Annotated in this window: 24 protein-coding genes; 16 read left to right on the top strand and 8 right to left on the bottom strand. The window is 58.9% G+C overall.

Annotation, left to right across the window (positions count from 1 at the left end):
- Window positions 1-67 precede the first annotated feature (67 nt).
- Genes CWE17_RS10670 through CWE17_RS12400 form a run of 3 tightly spaced genes read left to right on the top strand, consistent with a single transcriptional unit; the run spans window position 68 to window position 1,559 of the window.
- Entirely contained in the window at window positions 68-601 is a 534-nt protein-coding gene (locus CWE17_RS10670; protein ID WP_131457004.1) for a phycobiliprotein lyase, read from the top strand.
- A 19-nt stretch (window positions 602-620) separates the two neighbouring features.
- Complete coding sequence (locus CWE17_RS10665) at window positions 621-1,220, top strand: chromophore lyase CpcT/CpeT (protein WP_131457002.1); 600 nt, start codon at window positions 621-623, stop codon at window positions 1,218-1,220.
- A 27-nt stretch (window positions 1,221-1,247) separates the two neighbouring features.
- Window positions 1,248-1,559: a CpeR family transcriptional regulator gene (locus tag CWE17_RS12400; protein ID WP_131457000.1), complete on the top strand. Its 312-nt coding sequence runs from the start codon at window positions 1,248-1,250 to the stop codon at window positions 1,557-1,559.
- Here the strand turns inward: CWE17_RS12400 and CWE17_RS10655 are convergent.
- A complete protein-coding gene (locus CWE17_RS10655) occupies window positions 1,549-2,853 on the bottom strand; it encodes a HEAT repeat domain-containing protein (protein ID WP_131456998.1) in 1,305 nt (434 codons plus the stop codon). The genes CWE17_RS12400 and CWE17_RS10655 overlap by 11 nt on opposite strands.
- A 419-nt stretch (window positions 2,854-3,272) precedes the next feature.
- Window positions 3,273-3,698, bottom strand: coding sequence for a DUF2656 family protein (locus CWE17_RS10650; protein WP_131456996.1), 426 nt, complete (start codon window positions 3,696-3,698; stop codon window positions 3,273-3,275).
- Window positions 3,699-3,776: 78 nt separating this feature from the next.
- On the opposite strand from CWE17_RS10650, the gene CWE17_RS10645 reads away from it, so the two are divergent.
- A complete protein-coding gene (locus tag CWE17_RS10645) occupies window positions 3,777-4,670 on the top strand; it encodes a HEAT repeat domain-containing protein (RefSeq protein ID WP_131456994.1) in 894 nt (297 codons plus the stop codon).
- Window positions 4,671-4,689: 19 nt separating this feature from the next.
- On the opposite strand, the gene CWE17_RS10640 is transcribed toward CWE17_RS10645, so the two are convergent.
- From CWE17_RS10640 to cpeB, 3 genes are all read right to left on the bottom strand, one after another.
- Complete coding sequence (locus CWE17_RS10640; RefSeq protein WP_131456992.1) at window positions 4,690-5,310, bottom strand: HEAT repeat domain-containing protein; 621 nt, start codon at window positions 5,308-5,310, stop codon at window positions 4,690-4,692.
- A 128-nt stretch (window positions 5,311-5,438) separates the two neighbouring features.
- The gene (gene cpeA / locus CWE17_RS10635; protein WP_131456990.1) at window positions 5,439-5,933 is read right to left on the bottom strand and encodes a class 1 C-phycoerythrin subunit alpha; all 495 of its coding nucleotides are present in this window, start codon (window positions 5,931-5,933) and stop codon (window positions 5,439-5,441) included.
- 60 nt (window positions 5,934-5,993) lie between these two features.
- Entirely contained in the window at window positions 5,994-6,554 is a 561-nt protein-coding gene (gene cpeB, locus CWE17_RS10630) for a class 1 C-phycoerythrin subunit beta (RefSeq protein ID WP_131456988.1), read from the bottom strand.
- Window positions 6,555-6,915: 361 nt separating this feature from the next.
- Between cpeB and CWE17_RS10625 the strand changes: the two genes are divergently transcribed.
- From CWE17_RS10625 to CWE17_RS10610, 4 genes are read left to right on the top strand one after another with little or no spacing between them, the layout of a single operon-like run.
- Window positions 6,916-7,170 (top strand): hypothetical protein, encoded by a 255-nt coding sequence (locus CWE17_RS10625; RefSeq protein WP_131456986.1) that lies wholly within the window; start codon window positions 6,916-6,918, stop codon window positions 7,168-7,170.
- 31 nt (window positions 7,171-7,201) lie between these two features.
- Window positions 7,202-7,801 carry a phycobiliprotein lyase gene (locus CWE17_RS10620; RefSeq protein WP_236629690.1) on the top strand — a complete coding sequence of 200 codons (600 nt, stop codon included), beginning with the start codon at window positions 7,202-7,204 and terminating at the stop codon, window positions 7,799-7,801.
- 24 nt (window positions 7,802-7,825) lie between these two features.
- Window positions 7,826-8,527 (top strand): 15,16-dihydrobiliverdin:ferredoxin oxidoreductase, encoded by a 702-nt coding sequence (locus CWE17_RS10615; protein WP_131456984.1) that lies wholly within the window; start codon window positions 7,826-7,828, stop codon window positions 8,525-8,527.
- Between the two features lie 2 nt (window positions 8,528-8,529).
- On the top strand, window positions 8,530-9,321 hold the full coding sequence (locus CWE17_RS10610; RefSeq protein WP_131456982.1) for a phycoerythrobilin:ferredoxin oxidoreductase: 792 nt from the start codon (window positions 8,530-8,532) through the stop codon (window positions 9,319-9,321).
- A 7-nt stretch (window positions 9,322-9,328) separates the two neighbouring features.
- Here the strand turns inward: CWE17_RS10610 and hemH are convergent, their stop codons facing one another.
- On the bottom strand, window positions 9,329-10,516 hold the full coding sequence (gene hemH / locus CWE17_RS10605) for a ferrochelatase (RefSeq protein ID WP_131456980.1): 1,188 nt from the start codon (window positions 10,514-10,516) through the stop codon (window positions 9,329-9,331).
- A gap of 206 nt (window positions 10,517-10,722) precedes the next feature.
- Here hemH and CWE17_RS10600 point away from each other — a divergent pair, with 206 nt between their 5' ends.
- Window positions 10,723-11,448 carry a hypothetical protein gene (locus tag CWE17_RS10600; protein WP_131456978.1) on the top strand — a complete coding sequence of 242 codons (726 nt, stop codon included), beginning with the start codon at window positions 10,723-10,725 and terminating at the stop codon, window positions 11,446-11,448.
- Between the two features lie 119 nt (window positions 11,449-11,567).
- Here the strand turns inward: CWE17_RS10600 and CWE17_RS10595 are convergent, their stop codons facing one another.
- A complete protein-coding gene (locus CWE17_RS10595) occupies window positions 11,568-12,521 on the bottom strand; it encodes an NAD-dependent epimerase/dehydratase family protein (protein ID WP_131456975.1) in 954 nt (317 codons plus the stop codon).
- A 101-nt stretch (window positions 12,522-12,622) separates the two neighbouring features.
- Here CWE17_RS10595 and CWE17_RS10590 point away from each other — a divergent pair, with 101 nt between their 5' ends.
- Window positions 12,623-12,865: a hypothetical protein gene (locus CWE17_RS10590; RefSeq protein WP_094592367.1), complete on the top strand. Its 243-nt coding sequence runs from the start codon at window positions 12,623-12,625 to the stop codon at window positions 12,863-12,865.
- Between the two features lie 237 nt (window positions 12,866-13,102).
- Complete coding sequence (locus tag CWE17_RS10585) at window positions 13,103-13,861, top strand: phycobilisome rod-core linker polypeptide (protein ID WP_131456973.1); 759 nt, start codon at window positions 13,103-13,105, stop codon at window positions 13,859-13,861.
- 141 nt (window positions 13,862-14,002) lie between these two features.
- Here the strand turns inward: CWE17_RS10585 and CWE17_RS10580 are convergent, their stop codons facing one another.
- A complete protein-coding gene (locus CWE17_RS10580) occupies window positions 14,003-14,722 on the bottom strand; it encodes a heme oxygenase (biliverdin-producing) (RefSeq protein ID WP_131456971.1) in 720 nt (239 codons plus the stop codon).
- Window positions 14,723-14,860: 138 nt separating this feature from the next.
- Between CWE17_RS10580 and CWE17_RS10575 the strand changes: the two genes are divergently transcribed.
- From CWE17_RS10575 to CWE17_RS10555, 5 genes are all read left to right on the top strand, one after another.
- The gene (locus CWE17_RS10575; protein WP_131456969.1) at window positions 14,861-15,400 is read left to right on the top strand and encodes a phycocyanin subunit beta; all 540 of its coding nucleotides are present in this window, start codon (window positions 14,861-14,863) and stop codon (window positions 15,398-15,400) included.
- A gap of 90 nt (window positions 15,401-15,490) precedes the next feature.
- A complete protein-coding gene (gene cpcA, locus CWE17_RS10570) occupies window positions 15,491-15,979 on the top strand; it encodes a phycocyanin subunit alpha (protein WP_007100568.1) in 489 nt (162 codons plus the stop codon).
- Between the two features lie 125 nt (window positions 15,980-16,104).
- Window positions 16,105-16,971: a HEAT repeat domain-containing protein gene (locus CWE17_RS10565; protein ID WP_131456967.1), complete on the top strand. Its 867-nt coding sequence runs from the start codon at window positions 16,105-16,107 to the stop codon at window positions 16,969-16,971.
- A gap of 14 nt (window positions 16,972-16,985) precedes the next feature.
- Complete coding sequence (locus CWE17_RS10560; protein ID WP_164498760.1) at window positions 16,986-17,642, top strand: HEAT repeat domain-containing protein; 657 nt, start codon at window positions 16,986-16,988, stop codon at window positions 17,640-17,642.
- Between the two features lie 99 nt (window positions 17,643-17,741).
- On the top strand, window positions 17,742-18,236 hold the full coding sequence (locus tag CWE17_RS10555; protein WP_131456965.1) for a low molecular weight protein-tyrosine-phosphatase: 495 nt from the start codon (window positions 17,742-17,744) through the stop codon (window positions 18,234-18,236).
- Window position 18,237 lies beyond the last annotated feature (1 nt).

Below are 18,237 nucleotides of genomic sequence, written 5' to 3'. Positions count from 1 at the left end.
GTCCACAACTCTCAAGCTCCGCAGAAAGTCTCACGTTGAATCAGATGGCTCTAGTTCAAGGCTGAGTATGAATCTCGAAAAGTTTGTCTTTCATAGCGAAGGGAATTGGCGCTCCATGAGGAGTGGCCACTCGCTTGCCTTTCGACAATTTGAGGAAGTGCTGAGCCATATTACGATCAAGCGGCTTTCACTTGATGATCCACGGGTAACCGATCTGATAGCAACCGCTGACGAGCCAAAAGTTAAGCCTTGCTCACCCTTTTATATGGAGTGGAGTGCGGAGAGTGACTGGGAGCCTGATGATCCATCGCTCGTCAGTCAGGGATCATGTGTGTTGGTGCCATTCCCTACAAATGCAGAAGAAGGACTTTTGCTTCGCAGTGTTGGCTATGCTGAAGCTGAGCAAGCTATTGGAAAATATTGCTTTCTTTCCGATGGTACGTTTACACTCACAACATGCTATGGGAAATCCATTGCAGAGGAGAGAATCTGGTTCATATCAGAACATGTGCGTTGTCGTTCCTCGGTGCTGAGGACCTCGGAAGGCTCTGGTGTTCTACAGACTTCATTTTCTTCAGAAGTCCGGCGGCTTAGCTTCTAAGATAAGAGCCGTTCTAGTCGTGGACTCCTCTCTACTATTCGCGCAAACTCTTTGCGGCCATTATAGCAACCTCGATCAGGCCCAGCAAGATCCTTCAAAATTCGCGCGCATTAATATCTTCTTCATGCCCCTCCCCTGGGAGGTGCTCCGTGCACCGGGCATTTATTCTGAACAGAGCTTCGACCATGATCCGTGGCGCCCATACCGACAAGGAGTTCATCGCCTAAGCCGATGTGATGATATACACATTGTTGAGAATTTTGGGCTTGAGCAGCCGGAACGGACCGCCGGAGCTGGGCTGCATCCTGAACTTCTCCAAACGATTGATGCCAATGCCCTCATCGAGAGATGCGGCTGCGCCATGCATTTTCGATGTGTTGAGCCTGGCTCCTACCTTGGTGAACTTGAGCCGGGTCAAAAGTGTTTGATTCCCCGCGATGGGAAACTCACCTATCTCGTCAGCGAAGTGGAGCTCAATCAGGACCGTTGGAGCAGCCGAGATCGTGGGTTTGACCCACTCACTGACGCCCCGATCTGGGGTTCAGAGCATGGGATGCTCCGCTTTGCAAAGATTTCATCCTTCTCGGACCAGTTAGACGAAAGCTGGGTGCAATCATAACAAGATGATCCGTGAAGATGCGCTCTAATGCACTCACATGATGCACATAAGTTGCTCAAAGCGTGGATCCGCTCTCAGCATCTGATCTGCCTAGGCACGGACTTCATCTTTGAAACCGTTGATCAATCACACGTGGAACGATTCGAGCAGTGCATGCTGGATTGTGGTGGACATGTGAGGGAAGTGCGCGCCGTGGGAAACTGGCCAATGGGACCTAACCGATCATTCAAAGTGTTGAGAGCTGTGGCATCTATACCAAGGCCTGGCGGAGAAGAACTTGTCCAGTACTGGGCCAGCCGTGGAGGTAGGAGCACACGTTTCTCGGAAATCAACCACTGATGGCCCGCAACAATTGAAGGCGAGCCTCCACGTAGGGATGTGTTTCTTTGCCATTGATTACTTTACTATCTTCGCCAGAATCGATCAATTCTTGAGCCATTGCTGCCGCGTAGCGGCATTCCCACCAGGGCGTGCGGTCGACATCTTCCCATCGGCTGAGATGCCGCTTACACAGCAGGGGATCTAATGAGGCCAGAGCCAATAGGGCTGCAGCTTTTGATTTGACGAATTGCGGCCTTTGGTTATCAACCGCCTCGACGAGCCACTCTGTAATCATCGCCATGGCTTCCATCGGCCATCGTTTATGGGAACCAAAAAGTCGAATAAAAAAGTAATGCGCACCATAATCGTTATGCGCATTCTCGAGCCAGCCTCGCCGCAACAGCGGCCAGAGAGCCTCAGCTGGCCGTTGACGCAGTGTCTGAAGTGCCAGATAGCAACGGCTGAAGTCAGTTCCAAAAAACTCCTGGATCAGGAATGCATTGTCAGGCTCATCGTCATAGCGATGTACCAACACCAAAGCACTTGGATCATCACGCAACAAGGCATCAAGCGCATCTGTCAATACCATGCCCTCACAGGACGTGGCACTCTCCGGCCAGAGAGCCTTAAGAGCACGCATCCGAAATACGGGGGAAACCGGTGCCTGGAGGACACTCGGGAGAAGATTAATAGCACCAGCATTGATCACATCCTGGATAGCAGACTGGCGATCCATCTGATTTGGCAGAGTGAGATGGTCTTCAAGGGCCAGTAGCTGATCACGCTGACCTGACAGCTGGGCAATGGCACACAGAGCTGCCCCGCGCACACCAGGATTGGAATCGTTCTGGAGGCTTTCAATTGCTGCCAAGGCAGAGCGAACCTTCAATCCAGCCAGGCTCTGGATCAAAACCCGACGATTCTGGGCAGGATCAGCCAGGCAATCGATCATCACCTGATGCAACATTGAATCCATACAACCCAATTGCTCAAGAGCCCAGGCACTATTTTCAACGAGGTAGGGATCTTCACTCTTGAGGCAACAACCGATAGCCGATATTGCTTGTTGTGCATTCAGACGACCAAGCACCTCCACCGCCTTACGCTGGGCTAAACGGATGGGCTGCTCTTCGGAATCAACGGCAAGGAGTTGCAGGAGGGCTTTCTCGGTGGAGTCTCCAGGAAAATTAATCAGGTGGGAGGCCGCCATGTAGTAATCGCTGGCCGATTCAAGTGCCTCAAGAGGCTGTTCTAAAATCCGCAGAGCCTCCTGCTGGGTGAGGCCAAGATGGATGTTGTCGAAACGGCTCACGGATGGCGCTGCAGGGCGGGCCCTAGATTCACACCTAGTACCATTGCAGGTCAGGTTACCCAAGCAGGCCGTTCGTTAAGAACGTTCCATATATTGGCGGTCTGCTTGATGTTGGTGCACCATGGGACATCGTTGTTCCTGCCAGCATGGGGCCTTTTCTAACCAACTCCTATGTGATCAAATTGAGCCTTGGCAAGGGTGCAAGGCTGAATTCACCACAACAGTTGTGCGTTCCTTACGAACTACTCAGCCGCACACTGGATCTCATCAATCACCAAGGAGCAGGGGTGCAGGATGTGTCCGTGCAGGGGGGCACAAGCACTCAAGCTCCTCCAGCCCAGACCCCCCCTGAAGCGGTGTCAACGGAGAAACAGCCTCGGGTTGCTGGAACGAGGCAGCGTCGGTCGCGCGTCTCCTAATCAGCCTTGCATCGCGAACACGGCATCGGCAGGACGCCCCTGCTTCAGGGCCTCCCAGCCGATAGCGCGCAAAAACGTTGGGCCGTCCATCGTTTCCACCACATCCACACCCCAGGCCCCCAGCGTCAGGGGAGAACCCGCTGAGCTGGGACTGTCCTTGCGCCCGCCAAGGGCCAGCAATTGATGCCCATCGGTATGGCCGCAGGCCCGCCGAAACCCCCGCCATGCCTGGATCAAGTCAAGGGCCAGATCCGCAGGTGCCAGATCCGATTCGATGCGAATGAGCCAATGGGGATGATCCAACGGCTCTGCCGAAACAATCGCAGAAGCGTGCGCCTTCAACCCTGCTGCAAGGACCACCGCGTTGAAGGGTGGTACGCCCGGCTCTTGTACCTGGAGGTTATGGGACAGAACGAAGCAGGTCATGCCGATGCCGTGTGTTACAACGACGCTAGGCGGCCGCCAATGGAACTTGATAATGCTTCCACCCGCTAGCCAGCAACCGTGAATGACAGCCAATGCTCGCCGATCAGCGGGCAACCCCTCCAACTGAGCGAAGAGGAAGCCAGCCAACTGGCGGAGGAGCTCAAGCACCAGCTCCGGTGCGGACAGGTGCCTGATGCCAACAGCAGCAGCATCGAAAGAATGGTGGCGGGCCTGGGCGACCGGCGTGGTCTGATGCGACTCACCTTCGCTGAAAGCCTCGGTGTCGTTGGCGAAGCAGCCGTGCCAGCCCTTTGCAAGGCCCTTGAAGGCCACGACAACGTCACGGTGCGGCGTGCCGCCGCCAAGACCCTCACGCTGATCGAAGATCCACAGGCTTTGCCAGTCCTGCTGAACGCCCTCCTGCATGACCCTGACCCAGTGGTTCAGGGGTCTGCCGTGGGAGCTATGGCTGCACTGGGCGCGGAAGCCGTTGATGCACTCCTGGGCGTCCTGATCAACCCCAAAAGCAGTTCAATGCAACTGGGCTTGGCCAGTTGGGGGCTTGCTTTTGTTGGCGCGCGGGCCCCTGAAGCCTTGCGCGAGGCCGCAGGCTCCGAGCATGCGGAGATCAGAGCTGCCGCAATTGCTGCATTGGGCGATCAAATCCAGGCTCAGGGGGATGAATCCGCAAGAGATCTCCTGATTCGTGCGCTCAGCGATCAGCATGTCGATGTGCGGGCCGAGGCAACCACCTTGCTCGGCAAGCTGCATGATTCTTGTTGGGCAACACCACACCTCATCCCGCTCCTCAATGACGAAGCGGGCCAGGTGCGCAAGAACGCAGCTCTTTCACTGATGAAGCTAAAAGCAAGCGACGCGTTACCAGCCCTGCGCGAGCACCTCCAGTGCGAGCACGAATCAGATGTGACGGCCGTGTTACGAGTTTCCATCAGCCAGCTCGAAAGGATCTGATCTTGATCCTCAAGCCAAGTCAGCTACCGTATTGACGGGCCTTTAGATCCTCGATCCTGATCAGGGCCGAGCTCACAGTCTCCCGCACGTAATCATCAGTTGCCGGGTCATCAAGCAGCTGCTGTAAGGCTGGCTCAATAGCAGGATGATCGATCTGTGCCAACGCATTGACCGCTGCAACTCCTTGAGCTGGATTGTTACCGCGACTCACCTGCAGCAAGAGAGGCACCGCTTGGCGACCCACCTGACCTAACGCCATGACGGCTGCGACCGCAACCACAGGTGAGCGATCATCAAGGGCTGCACGCAAAACCGCCATGGCCTGCTCAGTAAACGCTTGACCTGCGTAGTTGGAAGCCAACTGGGCGTAGGCTTTAATGCAACTTGCCCTCACCGTGTCATCGCTACTGGTGCTGAAGCACTCAGCAATCGGCTGCATCGAGCGCGCACCGAAGGCCCCAAGCCCCCGAACAGAAGCTCGACGCAGAGAGATATCCGGCTGATCCAGGAGCGCGATCAAACGCGGGATTGCTTCGTCTGGCCAGTGTTCGACCATAGCCGTGAAGGCGCGCGTTTGAATGTAGGGGTTGGGATGGGCAAGATCTGCAAACAGTTGATCGAGATCGGGGGGGTGTGGCATTGAAGTAGTCGCTGTTTTGAGGCTGGGAAGGGGAACCTAGACCGCCACGATCCGCCGATGGAAAGCCTGAAACAAGACATGAAAAAGGGGGCCTTGGGGCCCCCAGATGTCATCATCAAAAATGAGGCTCAGGAGAGCGCATTGATGGCGTAGTCCAGGTAGGACTTGAACTCGTTCAGAGCCTGGGGGCTCATGTCACGAGGGGAGCATGCCCGGTCGCGCGTGAAGGTCAGCGCTTCCACGTAGGCAGCCGTTGGCAGACGCAGGGTGCGATAGACCTCGCGAGCGCCTGCGATGCCCCACTCATCCAGGGGGCCGGTACCGCCAACCACGAGGCAGTAGTTGATCAGACGCAGGTAATGCGCGATGTCGCGGTAGCACTTGTCCACCTTGGTCTGATTCTCGCCAGCCTCACCGGGCTGCTTGAGGTAGGGGTACTTGCTGAAGCATGCGTCGCCTGCCTCCTTGGTTACCTTGTCCAGACCTTCGGCAAGCTTTTCAGCGGCTTCCAGGCGCGCAGCGGCACGCTGGATGTTGCCTTGAACGGCCTCGAGGTCGTTCTGGGAGGGGAAGCGACCAGCGGCATCAGCGGCGGTCACAACAGTGGTTGCAACAGATTTCATTGTGGATCTCAGCAGGAGAAGTTTGGATTGTTAAAAGATCAAAGCTGATATCTTGTGGGCTCAGCCGAGCGCGCCGATCACGCGATCAAAGTAGGAGGCTGCTTCAGCAACCAAGGCGGAGCAATCACCCTTCACGGTTTCCATCTTGCGGAAACGGGTCTCAACAGGATTGGTGCCGGTGGTGTTGGTCTCGTTGATGTGAGCCGTGGAAGAGGCCTTCATGATGGCCACAGCGCGAGCAGCCGATTGCAGGGGTACGCCGAGGGCGATGTAGGTTTCCTTCAGGCCGTTCAGGCAGCGGTCATCCAGCACGGAGGCATCGCCGGCCAGCAGGGCATAGCTGATGTAACGCAGCACGATCTCGCCATCACGCAGGCAGGCAGCCATACGGCGGTTCGGATAGCAATTGCCGCCAGCCTGGATCAGGCCGGTGTTTTCGCAGATCATGCCGGTCACGGCATCGGACACGATGCAGGAGGCATTGCTGGTGATGGCGTTTACAGCGTCCAAACGCTTGTTGCCTTCAGCCACGTAGTTACGGAGAGCGGCCAGCTCACCGTCACCGATGGGCGCGGTTTTGGCATCGGCGCTGACGACAGCGCGTGAAAAGGCGTCGAGCATGGGGGTCGGAACGAAAGGAGAATGCTTAGGCGGAGCGTCGGGTGGACCCGATGTGGAGAAAGGTCAGGGGTTGACGATTCCCGCTCTTTTCACCTGAGCACTTGCAAAAACTACGGCCATCCCCCCCAGCCCTTTCCCGATCCGATGCATCACGCAAACTTTCGTCATTCCCGTCGCCGAAACTCTCTGGCCCTAGTGCTCGCAGTGGTTCTGGAAGGCGGTGGGCGGAGATGCCGCTCGCCATTGCCAGGGAAAACCGGCTTCTTTATTTTTTGTTCCGGATTGGCTTCCGGTGCTCACAGGGGTTGGCGTTTGATGGACAGCTCGCCAATAAGCTGAGGCACGCCAGTGAGCTTCCACCATGTCCAGCGCCAGTTTTGATCCGGTCACGGCCGACGCCATTGCTGAGCCGTCTCCGAGCCGCGAGGAGCTGCAGGAGGCCATTGAGCAGCTCATGGCGTTCCGAGATCGGATTGTGAGCGACGTCACGGGCATGGGCCAGAAGCTGAAAATGCCGCAGCAGCAGGTGGCCTTCACCCTGTCCCAGCATCCCGAGCTTCAGAGGATCGAGTCGGTTCTGGCCCAGCTCCAGCTCCAGATCGCTGAGCTGGCCTAGCCCTTTCCCATTCACTGCTGCCTCTGCAACCATGGCACCTGCCCAATCCATGCGTGAGTTCCTGGAGGCCAGTCGTGGGGTCTGGCTGACTCGTCGAGCTGTCCATCACCTCGACCATCAGGACGACGAATCTGGCGATTCCAACCTCGTGATCGAGCCTTTCAGCTGTTTTGATCCTGCCGTGGAGCAGATCTGCCAGGCCCTCGACATTGACCCAGGCCTGGCCGCTGGAGGAGCTCGCTTCTGGTGGGAGAGCAATCTCAAACCCTTGGCCCGAACCGAAGACCAGGCCGCTGTAGTCATTGACATCCCGATCGAAGGCGATCCATCCCGGGGATTCCTAGTGCGGGACAAGGGCTACGTGGAGAAACAGCCGGTGCTCAGTGAATACGCTTTTTCCCCTGATGGCGTGATGACGGTGACGACCCGCTACGACAGCAATGTGGGCACGGAGCGCTGCTGGTTTGTGACAGATCAGGTGCGCATGCGGGTGAGTTCGGTGCAGTGCCTCGATGGTGTGTCAATGACCACCTATTGCACGGAGCTGCGTTGCCCATCTGTTGAGGATCTTCAAGCGGTTCGAGCCAGTGCCGAGGCCCTGGCCACCCGTCTCGTGTCCCTGACCCACTGAACTGCTGAACTGCTGCGCTCGACGATGTTTGATCCCTTTCTCCAGGAACTGACCAGCAGATTGGAAGCGTCGGGGGGCCATCCCCTGCCACCGCCCGATGGGCTGGCCGAATGTCGATCTCAGAAGCAACAGAGCGTGATTCGAAGCTGGCTGTGGCAGGTGCCAGGATTTCGGCGTTGGCGCGTGACCAGATTGGATGCCGGTGACAGCCTGCAGGTGCTCAATTCTGTGGCTTATCCCGATTTCTCCAATGATCAGCCTTTGTTGGGCATCGATCTTCTCTGGTTTGGTGCCCGCGGAAAACTAGTTGCCGTGCTCGATTTTCAGCCACTGGTCCAAGATCAAGACTACCTGGATCGTTATTATCAAGGGCTACGCGAGCTAATCACTCATTACCCAGATCTACACGGTGCCGAGGCGATGCGCTCCTTTGATCCTCATCAGTATTTTTCACCATGGCTGCTTTTTTGCCGTGGGGGAGCTGAGCAGGCCCAGGGATCTCTGCCCAGTGCTTTTACACTCTTTCTTGACTGCTACTGGCAACTCAGCGCTGCAGCCGACCATCGCACTTCACAGATCACCGCTGAGAAGGTTCAAAGCCTGCAGGAGGATTACGACGTGTATAGCGCTGAGCGCGATCCAGCCCACGGACTCTTCACCAGCCACTTTGGCAAGGCCTGGTCTGATCGTTTTCTGCACGAGTTCCTGTTCCCCGCAAGCCGTTAGCCATGACCTCTTCCCGCTCCAACAGTCTTGAACACGTCAATTTCTCGAACTGGCGATGGCAGCCCTTCCTGGAGCATGCGGTCAAGGTGCTTCAGCAGTTCAATCCCATCGCTTACCCGATACCCCAACAATTTCTTGAGCAATCCGGAGCTACTGGGTCCAAGGCCCAACCCCTAGCAGTCCACACCGCCACCTGGGCGTGTCAAACCGAGAAATTGCGCCAGGTGAGGGCTGCCTGTGTGGAAGCTGGAGCAGCGGCTTCCGTTCTCAACCTGGTGATCAACCCCAGCTGCCGGTACGACCTGCCGTTCTTCGGCGCCGATCTGGTGACCCTGCCCTCCGGACACCTGCTGGCGTTGGATTTGCAACCGGTCGACCGTGGGGATCCTCTTCACACACAGCCTGTCTGGAATCGTTTGCTGCCCATCTTTGAGCGCTGGAAACCACTCTTGCCCCATGGTGGGCCAATTCCTGCGGAAGCAGAGCCATACTTCTCTCCAGCGTTCCTCTGGGCTCGCCTGCCACTGGATGAATCTTCAGATGCACTAATTAGCAGCACTCTATTCGATGCTTTTGCTGAGTACCTCAATCTCTACGTCGATCTAGTGCGCGCAGCACAACCGGTAGCAGAAGAGCGCTCAAAGTTTCTGCTTGATGGCCAACGGCGCTACACCCACTATCGCGCAGAGAAGGATCCCGCGCGCGGAATGCTCAGCCGCTTCCACGGTGCCGAGTGGACCGAAGCTTATATCCACGATGTGTTATTTGATCTGGATCGTCACTACCCTGCATAGTCCGAGATCAAAGCAGGCCGAGCGTATGGAGGGGGCCCCGTCCGCTGATCAGCTCCAGCAGGAAAGCGGAAAAACCCACCATCGCCAAGCGACCATTCCAAACCTCCGAGCTGTTGTTCCAGCCCCAGGCCCACTTGTCCTGGGGATAGAGCTTCACCTTGGTGGGCAGGGCCGCCGCCTGATCCAGGTTCACTTCCGGGCCTTCGAGGGCGTGTTGCACCAGGTGGGCGAGGCCATCGATGAAGGCGGTGCTGGTGTCCAGCGCCGGCACGCGCCGGAAGTTGGTGATGCCTGCTTCGGTGGCGATCTCGCGGTACTCGATGTCGATCTCTTCGAGCGTTTCGATGTGCTCGCTCACGAAACTGATCGGCACCACCACCAGGTCCTTCACCCCCGATTCCCCCAGTTCATGCAGGGCGTCATCGGTGTAGGGCTTCAGCCACTCCACCGGGCCGACGCGGCTCTGATAGGCGAGGGTGAACGGGTTGGCGTGGCCGAGATCCCGCTCCAGCCGCTCCATGATCAGCCTGGCGCAAGCCTCGATCTCCTGCTGGTAGGGATCGCCCGCCTCCTCCACATAGCTCTTGGGGACGCCGTGGGCGCTGAAGAACACATGGGCCGTGGCGGGTTCAGGGCAGGCGCGGATCTCGCGGGCGATCAACTCGGCCATGGCGCCGATGTAGCCGGGGTCGTCGTAGTAACTGCGGATGCAGCGGATCGGCAGGCGGGCGAAGGCGGGATCGGCCTGGCGCAGGCGCTGCAGCTCGCGGAAGCTGGAGCCGCTGGTGCTGATCGAGAAGTGGGGGTAGAGCGGCAGCACCACCACCTCATCGATGCCGTCGGCCTTGATGTCGGCCACGGCCGACTCGGTGAACGGATGCCAGTAGCGCATCGCCACGTAGCTGGTGGCCTCGATGCCGCGCTGGCGGAGGCTGCTCTGCAGTTCTCGGGCCTGCTGCTCGGTGATGCGCCGCAGCGGCGAACCGCCGCCGATCAAGCGATAGGCCGCCTGGGATTTGCCGGCCCGCAGGCTGCTGATCAGCCAGGCCAGGGGCTTCTGCAGGGCCGGGTTCGGCAGCCGGATGATCTCCGGATCGGCGAACAGGTTGTAGAGGAAGGGACCGACGTCCTGGATACGCTCAGGGCCGCCGAGGTTCAGCAACAGCACGCCGACCTTGCCGCACACCTTGGACATGGCCTACCGATCCAGCTATCCCTTCATGGTATGACCGGATCTGGGGTCAACAGTGCGATCTCAATGGAACGGTATCAGCCGCGGAAAAGCAGTCATGGTTTTGCAGCAGAGATGACGATAATCACTGCCCACTGCCAAATGGAATCATCTTGCATCTGGGAGTTGAGGGGCAAGCATTCATCTGAGGCGATCATCAGCCTGCCAAAATGGGTCAGTCAAAAATCAAGGATGATCTCATGACCGAGGAGGGCTTATCCAAACAGACTAGATCAGGTTCTGATTGGCAGTGGGAGTTAATGCGAGCCAGCTTCGATGGCGACTGGCTGGGGACGACGACGTGGTACGACAGAAACGCCAACGGCATGGATCTGAGCCACGGCATGTGCAGCCCTACAGAATCGCGGTACGCCATTCGGTTTTCTGATGCTGATACCGGAGAGTGGCATGGAACAGGTCTTCGATTTGCCCCGGGTGGAGAACGCCGATTCCCCCTGGATCGACACCACTACAACCTCGGCCATCACTGCTGGCATTTCCCGGAGACCGCAGGTCAGTCAAGCCTTGAGGTTGGCGAGAGCACAACGCGAGCGGGCCATGAAGTGAATTTTTTCAATGGCCGCTCCCGATCGATGCTTGTTGCCCTCTATCAGCGCCAATGTGACGGCCGGATGATCCTGGTTTCAATCGCAGCCACCCCGTTTCGCTGTCAACGGGCAAGACCCGATCCCGCCCGTGAACAGATGCAGTCTGTAGACGCCTTATTGTCGGCTGTCGCAGGATGGCGTGGGTTCGAGCAGGAGCTGAGACCGGGCGTGCAGCATGGAGCGTTTGTATCAACCAAAGGGGCACCTGAATTCGATGCAAACACCTTTTGCTCACAGGATGTGAATGGCATGTTTGCAGATGATTTGATTTGCAGCCTTCCCGATTAAATGTCAAAGGGTGAATTCAATCTCCAATTTGGCTGCTTGCTAAATCCAAAGAGTTTTGTCCATCTCAACATCGCTTACGACGCAAATTATAAACTGAGTCGCTGGGTAGAGCGTCGATATCAATCAACCATGCACGGATAACTGAAGGTGAAGCCAATTTTCTTCAGCTTTTCGTTACTAACGCGCGCATTGAGAATTCGATCAGCCGTGTCAATTGTCAACCACTTGGCAAAAGGCAAGCCAGCTCTCTCGCAGAGGCGATCTGTAAGCTCTTGGCCACTCAGTTGTGTATCGTTAACAAGATTATAGGTCTCATCCAGGCCTTGATCGAACGCGAAGCAAACACCCCGGACAATGTCATCGCGGTGAATCCAGCACGGAACATTCTGGCCGTTGCGTTGCACCAATCCACCAGCCGCTGATAACAGCATGGATGGGATGTCACGCCCGGGGCCGTAGATGCCTCCCAGACGAAGCACGCAGACCTTAATTTTGTCAGAGCGGATGGATCCCATCATCTCTTCTGCTTGGAGCAGAACCTGATTGACAGGATGCATATCGCTTATCGGAGCCGTTTCGTTGGTGAGGGCACCATGGCGGTTGCCGTATACGCCGCAGCTGCTCAGATGGACGATCTGCAGAGGTGTGTTGCGGGGGCGTCGATCCAGCGTCTCGACGAGTCGTTGCAAACCACCGAGAAAGGTTTTCCGGTATTGGCCCAGATCAACCTCGGAACCCTTCGAGGGCGCGAAGGAAACCAGAATGCCATCCAGATCAGCGGTGAAGTCAAGGTTGGTGCTGGGGTCCGTCGAGTCAAAGATCAGCGGGGTTTCCACAAGCTCGGCCAACTCGCCGAGGCGCTCACGCCGGGTGGTGGTAGCCCACAGCGCGTGACCCTCCTGCTTCCAAGCCCTGGCCACCTCCTCGCCCACGTAGCCGCAGCCGAGGATGGCACGCCGTTCGCCCGAGGGCAGGACGGGGCTCTCCTGCTTGGCCAGCAGCTGGTAGAGGGAGGCCAAATCTGGGGAAGTTGTCACAGCGGGCAACTCAACAAGTGAATATTTGTAAAGCATAGGAGTCCAGGCCGCTGCCGGTGTGCTGATGAATACCGTCTTGCCAGGACAGGCTGAAAAGGCCCTCCCATGGGAGGGTTGATCACCGATGCGGTGCTTTCATGCCCACCTATCGCGTTGCTGCCGCAGGCCTGGAGGCCATGCAGGTCAACGTGCCCGGCTGCAGTGGAGATGCTCTCAGCCTGGCACTGGGGCCGCTGGGGCTCAGCGACTTCAGGGTCGAGCGGCGCAGTCAGGACGGGCGCCAATGGTTTTTTCAGGCAACCTTCAAGCCCGGCGGCATCGAGGCACCGGCCGCCGGGCTTGTCACGAGGTTGGTGAGCGTCGATCGCATTCTCGACTGACGCCATGGGAGCCCCGCAATGGCCCACGGCCTCTGCGCAGTTGTGGATCGCCTGCCTGACCTGCAACAGCCCTGCAGGAAGCTGGTCCTGGAGGGGACACCAGCACGGTGCCCGCCTCAGCCCCCAATCAATCGCGAGCTGGTACGGAAGATTAAGTTCTTTATGGTTTTTACTTGCCCCAAGCCTGAGCCCATCGCAGCAGTCAATACTTTCTTTCGTTTGCTTCCTGTCTGCTCAATGACCCTGCCTGTTCTGGCCACCAAACCTCTCACCAGCAACGCCAGGGTCAGCAACTTTCTGGCAGCCAGCGAAGAGACCTCTCGCCAGATTGGTCGGCAGGCCAGTCAGCTTGATGGAGCTGCCGCCGATGCCCTGATCGAGCAGGCCTATCGCCAGGTGTACTTCCACGCCTTCAAGCGCGACCGCGATGCGATGCTCGAGTCGCAGCTGCGCTCCGGCCAGATCAGCACCCGCGAGTTCGTGCGCCAGCTGCTGCGCTCGGAGAAATTCCGCAACGACTTCTACCGCTGCAATAGCAATTACCGCGTGGTGGAACAGGTGGTTGGCCGGGTGCTGGGCCGGCCGGTACACGGCCAGCAGGAACGCATCGCCTGGTCGATCGTGATCGCGGAGCAAGGGCTGCCGGCCTTCATCGATGCCCTGATCGATTCAACGGAATATCTGGAAACCTTCGGGGAAGACCTTGTGCCCTACCAACGCGCCCGGGTGCTGGCCGGCCAGTCGGTGGGCACAATCCCCTTCAACCAGCAAGCCCCCCGCTACGACGCCTACTGGCGTGACACCATGGCCGTTCGTGCTCCCGGGGTCGGCAGTGGCAGCTGGGCAGGCTGGCCGCGTCCGGCTTGGCTGGTCAACCAGCCCACCCCGGCTGTGCAGAACGCTTGGCGGTATTTTGTGGCGACTGGTGGCTTCGTGCTGACCGGACTCGTGCTCTGGATAGCCCTGGCGATGTTGAGTACGGGAGCTAAGGGCTAACCCGAGTCTCAGGTTTCCCGATGCGCAGCCGAGACCGCAGTACGCGCGGCTCCGATACTGCTGGTTTGACGTGACAGCGCAAGCAGGCCTGCCGGTGCCGCTGGCGCTCACAGGCATCAGCATTGCCTGACCCACCCGCCCTCAGGCCACCACTGCCTCGGTGCTGCCGCTGCGCTGGCGGCGGGTGAGGAACCCGAACAGCACCTTGCCGATGGCAGCAATCAGGTTGCCCTCCAGTTCCTGGAACATCGTCATGTTCAGGTGGAAGGCGTGGTTGGCCTCCGCCACGATCCGATCGGCCGTGGCCTGATCGATCGGCAGGGCGTCAAGGGTGGCGCGGTAGTTGGCCTTGAAGCCCTTTTCGTCGGGAATGGCGTCGAACGCGTAGAAGCGCAGGCCGTCGTGCTCGCCGAGGTTCATCGCCTTCTGGGCGATGGCCTTGAGGATCTGGCCGCCGGAGAGGTCGCCGATGTAGCGGGTGTAGTGGTGGCCCACCAGCAGTTCGGGCGACTCCTGGGCGATCTGATGAATGCGAGCGACATACTCCTGGGCGGCCGGGGTGGCCTTGACGCTGTTGCGCCAGCCTTCGCCGAAGTAAAAGGCCAGGTCCTGCTCCAGGCTCTCGCGCCGGTTCAGTTCAGGGAAGCCCACCGGGCCCACCACCGGATGGCCGGCAGCTCGCAGCTTGCCGATTTCCTGCTCCATCGCGTCATACACGAAGTAGAGGTCGGCCACCAGGATGCGGTAGCTGGCCTTGTCCACCACGCCCTTGAGAAAGCAGCTCACGAAGCCGGTGTTTTCGGCCATGGTGTGGGCTTTCTTGGTGCCTTCACGCAGCTGGGAGGCAAGGGCAATGGTCATGGTTGGCGATCAGGAGGTCAGTCGTGCCGGTAAAGCACGTCGTCAACTTAATGGGCGCAACAAGTACGGGCCTCTTTCTTTGCAAAGGATTGCCTGTCTTCACAGCGCGACCAGCCCCCCTTGATACTCACGACTCCCATGACAAGAACGTTCTCCGCAGAGTGTGACGTGTTTGCCAAGGTGGTCGTCCAGGCCGATGCCCGCGGCGAATTCATCAACGCCGGCCAGATCGATGCTCTGGCTGCCATGGTTGCTGACAGCAACAAGCGCATGGATGCCGTGAACCGCATCACCTCCAACGCTTCCTCCATCGTCACCAACGCCGCTCGCGAACTGTTCGCCCAGCAGCCCGCTCTGATCGCCCCAGGCGGCAACGCTTACACCCACCGCCGCATGGCTGCTTGCCTGCGCGACATGGAGATCATCCTCCGCTACGTCACCTACGCAGCCTTCACCGGCGACGCTTCCGTCCTGGAAGATCGTTGCCTCAACGGCCTGCGTGAGACCTACCTGGCCCTGGGCGTCCCCGGCGCTTCCGTGGCTGAAGGTGTCCGCAAGATGAAGGACGCGGCCATCTCCATCGCCAACGACAAGAACGGCATCACCGCTGGTGACTGCTCGGCTCTGATGTCCGAAATCGGCACCTACTTCGACCGCGCTGCCGCTGCTGTCGCCTGATCCGGCTTCGCCGATCAACACTCGGGTGATGACGTCTCAAGGCCCATCACCCAGTGATTTCTCATCAGAACACCTTCTTCTTTTCCAACAATGAAGACCCCCCTCACCGAAGCCGTCGCCGCCGCTGATTCCCAGGGCCGCTTCCTCTCCAACACCGAAATCAACGCTGCTTTCGGTCGTTTCGAGCGCGCCGCCAACGCTCTGGCTGCTGCCAAGGCGCTCACCGCCAACGCTGATTCCCTCGTGAACGGCGCTGCTCAGGCTGTGTACAACAAGTTCCCCTACACCACCCAGATGCAGGGCAACAACTACGCAGCTGACGCTCGCGGCAAAGAAAAGTGCGCCCGTGACATCGGCTACTACCTCCGCATGGTCACCTACTGCCTCGTGGCTGGTGGCACCGGTCCCATGGATGAGTACCTGATCGCCGGTCTCGATGAAATCAACCGCGCTTTCGAACTCTCCCCCTCCTGGTACGTCGAAGCCCTGAACTACATCAAGGCCAACCACGGCGTCTCTGGCGACGCTGGCGTCATCGCCAACAACTACATCGACTACGCCATCAACGCTCTCGTCTGATCGCGTTCTCGCTTCTTCTCAACGCCCCCTCCATCGAGGGGGCTTTTTTATTGCCTTCCACTCCACAAATCACTCAGTCATCAACGCGTCTGGCAGGATCGAGCCCAGTGAATACAGACCGGCCCATGCAGGAGCCCGGCCCCAGCCCCAACGACGGAGGCCCGAGCGCCGAAGGTGCGCCGATCAACGAAGCCGAAGCAATTGCGCGTCTGAAGCAGACCGACGATCCCTCTGCGCAGTACTACGCGGCGTGGTGGCTTGGCCGCATGCGCAGTGAGCACCCCGAGGCCGTGCCGTTGCTTTGTCAGGCCCTGCGCCAACGTCAGCCCCGCCAACCTGATGCTGGCGTTGAAGCCAATGCCGTCGCCCGCAATGCCGCCAGGGCCTTGGGCCTTCTGCGCGCCAAAGCGGCTGTGGCTGATCTGCTGGCCACCCTTGAAGATGACGACCATGGCTTGCGCGACGTTGCCGCCCGAGCCTTGGGAGACATCCAGGCTCCAGAAGCCGTGCCAGCTCTCTGCCGCCGGCTCAGTACCGGGCTGGAGGGGGCAGGAGCGCCAGAAGAGGGATCACCACGACTTCGCGAACCCTGCGAATCCTTGCTGGAGGCCCTCGGCGCCATTGGTGACAACACCCCTGAAGTGCTGAAGGTGATCACCCCCTTCACTGAGCATCCACGGCCTCTCATCCGCAGCGCTGCCTGTCGGGCCCTGCTGCAGCTCACGGGCTACAGCTGCTGGGCAACTCCCCTGGAAGAGCTGCTACGTCATCCTCAATTGCAGGTGCGGCGCGCAGCTCTGATGGACCTCGGGGCCGTGGGATGGCGGCCTGCCCTGCCGGCCATCGAAGCCACCCTTGCCGAGAACAGCCTGAAACTGATTGCTTTGCGTGGACTTGCTGAACATCCCAGGGAGCCGAATGACAGCGAGTCCCTCGATCGCGATGGGGATCCTCTCGTCATCGTGCTGAATGCCATGGACGCACTGCTCTGAAACCCTCCTTTGCCGTGAACGACTCCCCATCCCTGACCCTTGAGAGCGCCATCGCGCAACTCGAACAGGCCAGCAGCGCCGAAGACCTGATCGGAGCCACACGACACCTGGCAGCCCTCGCAGAACCAGGTGCCGCGGACTCATTGATGAGCGTGCTTGCCTTCAACAACCCAGGAGCAGCACTTGCGGCGGTCGATGGCTTGATTGCCATCGGCCCGGAAGCAGTCCCCGTGATTCTTGGCAATCTCGATGCCCGTAATTACGGAGCCAGAGCCTGGGCCGTGCGTGCCCTTGCCGGCCTGGCAGACGAACGGGGGCTCGACGTACTGGTGGACGTCCTTCTCCACGATGTGGGGCCGAGCGTGCGTCGAGCCGCGGCCCGTGGCCTGGGTGAGCTGGTGCTGAGTCAACAGCCTGAACTGGCAGCAGCACAGCTCAACAGCTGCGTGGAAGCACTGGAAGTGGGAAGTCGCGATGGAGAGTGGGTGGTGCGTTACGCCGTCGTCGTGGGTCTGGAACGACGGATGCAGACACCTGAGGGCAAGTCCGATCTCAGGGAGCGGATCACTCCGACCTTGAAACTCCTGGGCGATCCCCAGCGTGAGCCAACTCTCGTGGTGCGCCAGCGGGCTGAACTGTCAATACAACGGCTGGACTGCCTGAATCACTGAATCAGGATTGGTGGCTCTCGTCCTGCCAGCCACCCCCTCGAACACCGTTCTCAAGATGGTGGTGGATTAGAGAAGCAACGCAGCGGACCTCCCCTCACCATGGCCGAGCATCGTGTTCTGTTTGTGTGTCTCGGCAATATCTGCCGTTCCCCAGCAGCAGAGGGGGTGTTTCTCCATCTCGTGAAACAACGCGATCTGGTCGACAGCTTTGTGGTGGATTCGGCCGGCACTGGCGGCTGGCATGTGGGGCAACCTGCGGACCAACGCATGCAGGCCGCCGCGAACCGAAGGGGCATCCATCTACCCAGCCGGGCACGCCAACTCGCCATGAGCGATCTCACAAGCTTTGATCTGATCCTGACCATGGATCAGGACAACCTGGATGCCGTGCAGAGCCTGAGCAGAGAAGCCGGGGGGCGATCTACGGCAACAATCCAGCCGATGCTCGGCTATGCCCGTCGACATCAGACCAGGGACATACCCGATCCTTACTACGGGGGTGAAGCTGGTTTCGAGCATGTGCTCGATCTTCTAGAGGATGCCTGCGAGGGGCTGCTCGAAACGCTGACCAACCCGGCGAAGCATCCAGAGTGAT

The sequence above is a fragment of the Synechococcus sp. BS56D genome, from assembly GCF_004332405.1.
Lineage (GTDB): Bacteria > Cyanobacteriota > Cyanobacteriia > PCC-6307 > Cyanobiaceae > Synechococcus_C.
The sequence above is the reverse complement of the archived record's forward strand: the minus strand, read 5'-3'. Positions and strand labels throughout refer to the sequence as shown.

Excerpts from the sequence above, each read along its gene's own strand:
- CWE17_RS10670 (WP_131457004.1), top strand. The coding sequence starts at position 68 with ATGAATCTCGAAAAGTTTGTCTTTCATAGCGAAGGGAATTGGCGCTCC.
- CWE17_RS12400 (WP_131457000.1), top strand. The coding sequence starts at position 1,248 with ATGCACTCACATGATGCACATAAGTTGCTCAAAGCGTGGATCCGCTCT.
- CWE17_RS10650 (WP_131456996.1), bottom strand. The coding sequence starts at position 3,698 with ATGACCTGCTTCGTTCTGTCCCATAACCTCCAGGTACAAGAGCCGGGC.
- CWE17_RS10640 (WP_131456992.1), bottom strand. The coding sequence starts at position 5,310 with ATGCCACACCCCCCCGATCTCGATCAACTGTTTGCAGATCTTGCCCAT.
- cpeA (WP_131456990.1), bottom strand. The coding sequence starts at position 5,933 with ATGAAATCTGTTGCAACCACTGTTGTGACCGCCGCTGATGCCGCTGGT.
- cpeB (WP_131456988.1), bottom strand. The coding sequence starts at position 6,554 with ATGCTCGACGCCTTTTCACGCGCTGTCGTCAGCGCCGATGCCAAAACC.
- CWE17_RS10625 (WP_131456986.1), top strand. The coding sequence starts at position 6,916 with ATGTCCAGCGCCAGTTTTGATCCGGTCACGGCCGACGCCATTGCTGAG.
- CWE17_RS10620 (WP_236629690.1), top strand. The coding sequence starts at position 7,202 with ATGGCACCTGCCCAATCCATGCGTGAGTTCCTGGAGGCCAGTCGTGGG.
- CWE17_RS10615 (WP_131456984.1), top strand. The coding sequence starts at position 7,826 with ATGTTTGATCCCTTTCTCCAGGAACTGACCAGCAGATTGGAAGCGTCG.
- CWE17_RS10610 (WP_131456982.1), top strand. The coding sequence starts at position 8,530 with ATGACCTCTTCCCGCTCCAACAGTCTTGAACACGTCAATTTCTCGAAC.
- hemH (WP_131456980.1), bottom strand. The coding sequence starts at position 10,516 with ATGTCCAAGGTGTGCGGCAAGGTCGGCGTGCTGTTGCTGAACCTCGGC.
- CWE17_RS10600 (WP_131456978.1), top strand. The coding sequence starts at position 10,723 with ATGGGTCAGTCAAAAATCAAGGATGATCTCATGACCGAGGAGGGCTTA.
- CWE17_RS10595 (WP_131456975.1), bottom strand. The coding sequence starts at position 12,521 with ATGCTTTACAAATATTCACTTGTTGAGTTGCCCGCTGTGACAACTTCC.
- CWE17_RS10590 (WP_094592367.1), top strand. The coding sequence starts at position 12,623 with ATGCCCACCTATCGCGTTGCTGCCGCAGGCCTGGAGGCCATGCAGGTC.
- CWE17_RS10585 (WP_131456973.1), top strand. The coding sequence starts at position 13,103 with ATGACCCTGCCTGTTCTGGCCACCAAACCTCTCACCAGCAACGCCAGG.
- CWE17_RS10580 (WP_131456971.1), bottom strand. The coding sequence starts at position 14,722 with ATGACCATTGCCCTTGCCTCCCAGCTGCGTGAAGGCACCAAGAAAGCC.
- CWE17_RS10575 (WP_131456969.1), top strand. The coding sequence starts at position 14,861 with ATGACAAGAACGTTCTCCGCAGAGTGTGACGTGTTTGCCAAGGTGGTC.
- cpcA (WP_007100568.1), top strand. The coding sequence starts at position 15,491 with ATGAAGACCCCCCTCACCGAAGCCGTCGCCGCCGCTGATTCCCAGGGC.
- CWE17_RS10565 (WP_131456967.1), top strand. The coding sequence starts at position 16,105 with ATGCAGGAGCCCGGCCCCAGCCCCAACGACGGAGGCCCGAGCGCCGAA.
- CWE17_RS10555 (WP_131456965.1), top strand. The coding sequence starts at position 17,742 with ATGGCCGAGCATCGTGTTCTGTTTGTGTGTCTCGGCAATATCTGCCGT.